Here is an 8,045-nt window from a genome sequence, read left to right as displayed (position 1 = left end):
CTCCACGCCAGCAGCGCGGCGCTCAGCGCCAGGCCGGCGGCCACGCCCGCCACGCTTGGCCAGCCCGGCAGCGCCGCGCCGGGTGGCGGGCACACGTCCAGGCGCATCGCCAGGTGCAGGTGCGCGAACGCCATCGACGCCAGCACCGTGAAGTCGACCACCAGCAGGATGACCGCGGCCCACCACGAGTGCGAACCGCCCCGCACCGCGCCCACCGGCACCACGACACCGTCGCCGACCTGCGCGTGCGTCGGCCGCCCGGGCGCGGGCCGGTCGGCCTGGTCCAGCCAGCGCCACACGCACACCACCGCGAGCAGGCCGAAGGCGAACGCGCTCGCGACCCATTGCACCGTCAGCAGCAGGAAGAACGCCGCGGTGCCCAGCGCCGCCAGCAGCGGCAGCCAGCTCGGCCCGGGCAGCACGATCAGGTGGCGCAGCTCGGCCCGGCGCGGGCTGGTGACCAGGGTTTCGCGCTGGCCGGTGACGGTGCCGGGCAGCCAGTGCCGGCCGGCTTCGACCTCGTGGGCCAGCCCCGGCTGCTCCCACAGCGGCCACGCCGAGCGCACCTGCGCGATGCTGCGCATGCCGTGTTCGTTCGATTCGATCCATTCCAGCGACGGCGACTGCCACGGATCGCCATGCGGCTGCCCGCGCCGGCACGCGGTGCGCACCAGGTCGATCGCGAGCAGCAGCACACCGCCGCCAAGCACCGCTGCACCGGCCGACGACAGCAGGTTGGGCCACTCCCAGCCGAGGCCCGGGTCGTAGGTGTAGACGCGCCGCGGCATGCCCAGCAGGCCGGCGATGTGCATCGGGAAGAAGCACAGGTGAAAGCCGCCGAACACCAGCGCGAACACCCAGCGGCCGCAGCGCTCGCTCAGGCGGTGGCCGTTCACCAGCGGCATCCAGTGGTAGAGCGCCGCGAACACCGGGAACACCATGCCGCCGATCAGCACGTAGTGCAGGTGGGCGACGACGAAATAGCTGTCGTGCGCCTGCCAGTCGAACGGCAGCACCGCGACCATCACGCCGGTCAGCCCGCCCAGCACGAAGGTGGCCAGGAAGCCCAGGATGAAGAGCGTCGGCGTGTCGGCCCGCACGCGGCCGTGCCACAGCGTCGCGATCCACGCGAACACCTGCGTCGCCGACGGCACCGCCACCGCCAGGCTCGCCGCCGACACCAGGGTCAGCGCCAGCGAGCCCAGGCCGGCGGTGAACATGTGGTGGGCCCACAGCGCAAAGCTGAGCAGCCCCACTGCGGCGAGCGCCGCGACGATCGCACGCCGCCCGGCCAGCGGCTGCTGCACCAGCGCCGGCAGCATCGCCGAGACCATGCCGGCGGCTGGCAGGAAGATGATGTAGACCTCCGGGTGCCCGAAGAACCAGAACAGGTGCTGCCACAGCAGCGGGTCGCCGCCGCGCGCCGCGTCGAACAGCGGCCAGTCGAAGGCGCGCTCCAGCTCCAGCAGCGCGGTGCCGGCGATCACCGCCGGGAACGCGAAGACGATCATGAAGCCGACCACCAGCATCGCCCATGCGAACACCGGCAGGCGCGCCAGCGTGAGCCCGGGCGCGCGCGTCATCAGGATGCCGATGATCAGCTCGACCGCGCCGGCGATCGCCGAGATCTCGATGAAGCCGATGCCGAGCAGCCAGAAATCGGCGTTCAGGCCCGGCGAGTGCACGCGGCCGGTCAGCGGCGGGTTCATGAACCATCCGCCGTCCGGCGCCAGCCCGGCGAACAGCGTGCAGAAGAAGGCGAGGCCGCCGACCGCATAGGCCCAGAACGCATAGGCCGACAGGCGCGGGAACGGCAGGTCGCGCGCGCCCAGCATGTTCGGCAGCAGGAAGACCGCGATCGCCTCGACGATCGGCACCGCGAACAGGAACATCATCACCGTGCCGTGCATCGTGAACACCTGGTTGTAGGTGCCCGGCCCGAGCAGCGTGCTGCCGGGCAGCGCGAGCTGCGCGCGCATCAGCAGCCCCAGCGCGCCGGCCAGCAGCAGGAACAGCAGCGCGGTGGCGATGTAGAGCTTGCCGATGAAGGTGTTGTTGACATCGCTGAGCCGGCGCCAGCCGGTCGGCGGCCGCCACGCGTGTTCGAGCCGCTGCAGCTCGTGCGCGGGCCGCGGCAGGCGGTTGGGCAGCGGCTTGCTCATCGCAGCGTGCGCAGGTAGGCCACCAGCGCGTCCAGCGTGGCGGCGTCGAGCTGCGCGTACGAGGGCATCCCGGCGCCGGGCTTGATCGCCTGCACGTCGGCGATCCAGCGCCGCAGCGCGGCGGCATCGTTGGGCAGCAGCCCGGCGCCCAGGTGCGTGCGGTCCGCCAGCTGCGCGAGGTTCGGACCGAAGTTCGGGCCGGAACCCCGGCCGCCCGGCGTGGCCTCGACGGCATGGCAGGCCGCGCAGCCGTGCGCGACGAAGGCGCGCCGCCCCGGCGTGTCGTCGCCCGCCCGTGTGTCACCGGGCGCCGGGCCGGCGGCCTGCGCCGCCAGCCAGCGGTCGAACTCCGGCGCCGGCATCGCGCGCACGTGCAGCGCCATCTTCGCGTGCTGCTCGCCGCAGAACTCGGCGCACTGGCCGCGGTAGAGGCCGGGCCGCGTGGCGGTGATCACGAGCCGGTTCGTGCGGCCGGGCACCAGGTCCATCTTGCCGCCGAGTTCGGGCACCCACAGGCTGTGGATCACGTCGTCCGATCGCAGGCCGAGCTGCACCGGCCGGCCCACCGGGATGCGCAGCTCGTTGGCCGACAGCACGCTGCGCCCGCTGGCCGGATCGCGGTAGCTGAGCTCCCACCACCACAGCCGCCCGGTCACCGCGACCACCAGCGGCGGGTTCGCCAGGCCCCGCTCCAGCCCCGCGGTGCGCGCCGTGCTGTACAGCAGCAGCGCGCCCAGCACCGACACCGGCAGCACGACGCCGCCGCCCAGCACCCACCAGCGGCTCGGCCGCTCGCGCCGGCTGCGCGCGCGCAGCGCCAGTGCCAGCAGCGCCAGCGTGCCGATGAACAGCAGCGTGGCGCCGATGATCAGCACCCAGGCCACCTCGGCCAGCGCCGCCGCTTCGAGGCCGGCCGGCGCGAGTACCGAGGGCGCGCCGGCCGCGTTCATCGCAGCGACAGCAGGTAGGCCGCGATGTCGCGCGCCTCGGCGGGCGGCACGCCCAGGTCGGGCATCGGGCTGCCGGGGCGCAGGGCCTGCGGGCTCTCGATCCAGCGCGGCAAGGTGGCCGGCCCGTTCGGGATCGCGCCGGCGATGTAGCTGCGCGCGCCGAACTGCGCCAGCGACGGCGCGCTGCGCCCGCCGGCGGCGGGCAGGTCCGGGATCACGTGGCAGCGACCGCACTGGTGCTGCGCGGCCAGCTGGCGGCCGCGCACCGGATCGGCGCCCGGCAGCTGCGCGTAGGCCGGGTCGCCGGCGTCCGGGCGGCCGCAGCCGGTGAGAACGGTCAGCGCGGCCAGTGCGCCCACCCGCAGCCACCGCCATCCGGCACAAGGCCTGCCGCTTGCCTGCGGGGTGGCATCGTGAGAACCGTGCTCGCCACCCTGCTCGTCACCGCGCTGCTCGGCAGCGCCGCTGCCGCGCTGTTCGTCTGGACCGGCGCGTACGACGTGTCCGGCACCCGCAGCCACACGCAACCGGTCTACACGCTGCTCGAGACCGCGATGCGGCGCTCGGTGCAACGGCGCGCCGCGCAGGTCGAACTGCCGCCGCCCGCCGGGCCGCAGCAGCTCGCGCGCGGTGCCGCGTGCTTTCGCGACCATTGCGTGCAGTGCCACGGCGGGCCCGGGGTGTCGCAAGGCGACATCGGCAAGAGCATGCAGCCGCTGCCCGGCCCGCTGGTCGATGCGGCGCGCCGCTGGGCGCCCCGCGAGCTGTACTGGATCACCCGCCACGGCATCACGATGAGCGGCATGCCGGCCTGGGAGCTGCGGCTGCCCGATGCCGACCTGTGGGCCGTCACCGCCTTCCTGCAGGCGCTGCCGCGTCACTCGCCGGCCAGCTACCGCGAGGCGGTGGCCGAACTGCCGCCGGACGCCTGCCGCTCGCTGACCGCGCGCTGCGCCGCCGGGCGCTGCGAYGAGGCGCCGAGCGCCGACCTGCAGCCGCTGCAGCCGCGCGGCCGCGACGAGGCCGCCCAGCTGCTGCTGCGCCAGTACGCCTGCGTCACCTGCCACCGCGTGCCCGGCGTCGTCGGCTCCGACGTCCAGGTCGGCCCGCCGCTGCACGAGCTGTGGCGGCGCGAGCGCATCGCCGGCGATCTGCCGAACTCGGCCGAGAACCTGGCACGGTGGATCCGCGAGCCGCAACGGCTGCGCCCCGGCAGCGCGATGCCCGACCTGGGCGTCAGCGAAGCGCATGCCGGCCGCATCGCGGCCTACCTGCTGGACCCACGGCGCTGAGGTGTGCATCCCGCCATCCGGCAAGCGAGGTACCCGCTGCCGCGCCGGCCCGTACCGGCCGGCCCGCAAGCCTTGCCGAAAGTTCTGCCGGATCGCCGTGATCGACAATGCAGGCTTGCGCGGTCCCCCGCGCGCCCTGCCTTGCTTCGCTTGCTGCCCCGATGTCCACCGAAGATTTCCGCGTGCTGGCCGTGATCCCGCCGATGACGCAGCTCAACACGCCCTACCCGTCCACGGCCTATCTCACAGGCTTCCTGCGTTCGCGCGGCATCACGGCCGTGCAGGAAGACCTCGCGCTCGCGCTGGTGCTGGACCTGCTGTCCCCCACCGGCCTCGACCAGGTCCGCGAGCGTGCGCAGGCGCTGCCCGAGGCGCAGCGCTCCGCCCCGGTCGCCGGCTTCCTCGACGCCTTCGACCGCTACCGCTCGACCATCGCCCCCACGATCCGATTCCTGCAAGGGCGCGACTCCACGCTCGCGCATCGCATCGTCGGCCGCGACTGGCTGCCCGAGGGCACGCGCTTCCGCTCGCTCGACGTCTACGTCGACGACGAGGGCGGCGACCCGCTCGCCTGGGCCTTCGGCGCGCTCGGCCTGCAGGACCGCGCCCGTCACCTCGCCACGCTGTACCTGAACGACCTCGCCGACGTGCTGCGCGATGCGATCGACGGCCGCTTCGAGTTCGTGCGCTATGCCGAGCAGCTGGCCGCGAGCCAGGCCGATTTCGATCCGCTGGCCAGCGCGCTGTCGGCCGCCCCGAACCTGGTCGACGAGCGGCTCGCCGCCCTCGCGCTGGCCGCCGTCGAGCGCCATCGCCCCCAGTTGCTGCTGCTGTCGGTGCCCTTCCCCGGCTCGATGTATGCCGCGCTGCGCATCGCGCAGGCCGTGAAGGCGGCGCATCCGCAGATCGCCATCGCGCTCGGCGGCGGCTTCGTCAACACCGAGCTGCGCGAGCTGTCGGAGCCGCGCGTGTTCGACTTCGTCGACGTGGTGACGCTCGATGCCGGCGAACGCCCGCTGCTCGCGCTGATCGACCACCTGCAGGGCAGGCGCTCGCAGCAGCGGCTGGTGCGCAGCTTCGTGCGCGATGCCGAATCGGGCGCGGTGCGCTATGTCAACGGCTTCGCCGAGGCCGACATCCCGTTCGACCAGGTCGGCACGCCCACCTGGGACGGCCTGCCGCTGGACCGCTACCTGTCGCTGCTCGACATGCTGAACCCGATGAACCGGCTGTGGAGCGACGGCCGCTGGAACAAGCTGACGGTGGCGCACGGCTGCTACTGGAAGAAGTGCAGCTTCTGCGACGTGAGCCTCGATTACATCGCGCGCTTCGAGCAGGCCTCGTCGACGACGCTGGTCGACCGCATCGAGGCCATCGTGCAGGAGACCGGGCAGACCGGCTTCCACTTCGTCGACGAGGCCGCGCCGCCGAAGGCGCTGCGCGCGCTGGCCGCCGAGCTGCAGCGCCGCAAGGTGGAGATCACCTGGTGGGGCAACGTGCGCTTCGAGAAGACCTTCGACCGCGAGCTGTGCGAAGAGCTCGCCGCGAGCGGCTGCATCGCGATCTCGGGCGGGCTCGAGGTGGCCTCCGACCGCTTGCTGAAGCTGATGAAGAAAGGCGTGTCGGTCGAGCAGGTGGCGCGCGTGACACAGGCCTTCTCGGAGGCCGGCATCCTGGTGCACGCCTACCTGATGTATGGCTTCCCGACGCAGAACGAGCAGGACACGGTGGACGCGCTCGAGTACGTGCGCCAGCTGTTCGAGGCAGGCTGCATCGCGAGCGGCTTCTTCCACCGCTTCGCCTGCACCGTGCACTCGCCGGTCGGCCTGCAGCCCGCCGACTACGGCATCACGCTGCAGCCGCTGCCGCCGGGCCGCTTCGCGAAGAACGACGTCGGCTTCGTCGACCCGACCGGTACCGACCACGACGCGATGGGCCGCGCGCTGAAGAAGGCGATCTACAACTACATGCACGGCATCGGGCTGGACGCCGACGTGCGCAGCTGGTTCGACGTGCGCGTGCCGAAGTCGACGGTGGGGCGGCATCGCATCGCGAAGGCGCTGCAGCAGGTGCGAGGGGCCGTCGGAACGACCGCCGGGCGCCGCACAGGGTGAATGCGCGACTGGCGGTTCAGCATTTCTGACGCCGGTAATCAGCAATTCGCCTAGTGCGGCACGGCGCTGGGAGCGCTAAAACTCGGCATGCAGCGTGCGGACAAGACATTGAAGCCGGCGGCCGACGCAACGCCAGCACCGGCGGCCGCAGCCGTTCGACCCCAGGGGCTGCAGGCGCTCATCGACAAGTCACCGCGCATGCAGRCGCAGCTTCGCACGATTGGCAACGTATTCGGCCGTGCGGTCCAGGCGCCCGTGCAGCGCGAACGCCGGGAGGTGGCCCAGCGCGTAGCGCCCTACCACGCGTGGATGCACGACAGAGAGGCCTTCCTCGGCGAATTGGAACGCGACCACTACGCCCTGTCGAGCTACTCCAACCTGTCTGCGATCACCGTCCTCAACGTCCACCACGACCCGCGCGTGATCAAGCAACTGAACCTGGCCAGCAATGACGAGGTGCATTCCGAACTCAAGGACCGATTGATCGAGCTGACCTCGAGCGTGCACATCCGTCCCGCCACGCCGACGCACGACAACCAGGAGGGCAACCTGCCCGGAGGGCAGGTCTATTACGAAATGGGCATGGAGGGCGGCGGTGGAACCCGGATCGTCGTCAACGCCGCGACCCATCAGATCTATTTCAGCCAGCACTATGGCGGCCACCAGAACATGAATGCGAACGGCACGCCCAAGGCCGACAGTCCGTTCGCGGAGCTGATCGGCATGACCGCACAGGAATCGGCCGTGCTGCGGTACCAGGTCATCTTCTTCCAGGCCGAGACGCAAGCCTATGCGGATGCCTTGATCGAACGGGCCCAGGTCGAGCAACTGCAGGAGGACCTCGTCCGAAAGCGCAGCATGCGCAACACGGCGCTGCGGCGACAGGCTGCGGCCGCAAGCCCGAAGCAGGTGGCGAAGACCGCAGCCCAGGTGGCCGCGGCAACGCATGCGGTGACGCTCGCAGAAGCGCAGGTCGCGGGGTTCCACCCCGAGGCCGGTCTCGCCGCTGCGGACGCCGCCGCGGCTGCGGGCGTGGAGTTGCTGGCCGCTCCGATGCGAGCGGGCCAGCCGCATGCGGTCATGGGCTTCGCTCCCGTCGAACAGATCATGTGGAGCAACGCCCAGCGCATCGGCACCAACCTTCGCGCCAGCCGGCGCTACCTCAATGCCTGCGGGGCCATCCTCACCGGCATCCAGGCAGCCAATTCGGTGTGAGCGCGTTGCGCCTGATGGTGCCTTCTGGTGTCCCGACGACATACGAGTCGTCACAGAAGAAATAGTCTCTGTCGGCCACGTCATCGCCCCAACTGGTATTCAATTGGATATATTGATGCCAGCATCTATCCAGAGGGAGCGATTACAAATGGTCATGACCACTTCCGCCTCGCGCGGCTCCGCGCGCCGCGTGCTGGCGTCCCTGGTCCTGTCGGTGGCGGCCACAACCGTCCTCGCGGCCTACCCGGCCTGGAAGACTGACACCTACTACCCGGCCGGCACGATCGTGTCGTACAACGGGCATGACTACAA

Annotated in this window: 6 protein-coding genes; 3 read left to right on the top strand and 3 right to left on the bottom strand. The window is 71.5% G+C overall.

What is annotated here, in order from left to right; genetic code table 11:
• The 3 genes from AC1DXV_RS28055 to AC1DXV_RS28045 form a co-directional block, all read right to left on the bottom strand.
• Window positions 1–2,162: cbb3-type cytochrome c oxidase subunit I (locus AC1DXV_RS28055; protein ID WP_477936681.1), on the bottom strand; the 2,162-nt coding region annotated here is incomplete at its 3' end.
• Window positions 2,159–3,112 carry a cytochrome c oxidase subunit II gene (gene coxB, locus AC1DXV_RS28050; protein ID WP_477871459.1) on the bottom strand — a complete coding sequence of 318 codons (954 nt, stop codon included), beginning with the start codon at window positions 3,110–3,112 and terminating at the stop codon, window positions 2,159–2,161. The genes coxB and AC1DXV_RS28055, both read right to left, overlap by 4 nt.
• The gene (locus tag AC1DXV_RS28045; protein ID WP_477936679.1) at window positions 3,109–3,471 is read right to left on the bottom strand and encodes a c-type cytochrome; all 363 of its coding nucleotides are present in this window, start codon (window positions 3,469–3,471) and stop codon (window positions 3,109–3,111) included. The genes coxB and AC1DXV_RS28045 overlap by 4 nt, the downstream gene beginning before the upstream one ends.
• Window positions 3,472–3,534: 63 nt before the next feature.
• Here AC1DXV_RS28045 and AC1DXV_RS28040 point away from each other — a divergent pair, with 63 nt between their 5' ends.
• From AC1DXV_RS28040 to AC1DXV_RS28030, 3 genes are all read left to right on the top strand, one after another.
• The gene (locus tag AC1DXV_RS28040; protein WP_477936677.1) at window positions 3,535–4,404 is read left to right on the top strand and encodes a c-type cytochrome; all 870 of its coding nucleotides are present in this window, start codon (window positions 3,535–3,537) and stop codon (window positions 4,402–4,404) included.
• Between the two features lie 161 nt (window positions 4,405–4,565).
• Window positions 4,566–6,518: a B12-binding domain-containing radical SAM protein gene (locus AC1DXV_RS28035; protein WP_477936675.1), complete on the top strand. Its 1,953-nt coding sequence runs from the start codon at window positions 4,566–4,568 to the stop codon at window positions 6,516–6,518.
• A gap of 87 nt (window positions 6,519–6,605) precedes the next feature.
• Entirely contained in the window at window positions 6,606–7,733 is a 1,128-nt protein-coding gene (locus AC1DXV_RS28030) for a hypothetical protein (protein WP_477936673.1), read from the top strand.
• The last annotated feature ends 312 nt before the right edge of the window (window positions 7,734–8,045 follow it).

It is taken from the genome of Rhizobacter sp. P3_C12 (assembly GCF_056402735.1).
This window is presented reverse-complemented; position numbering and strand designations above follow the sequence as displayed.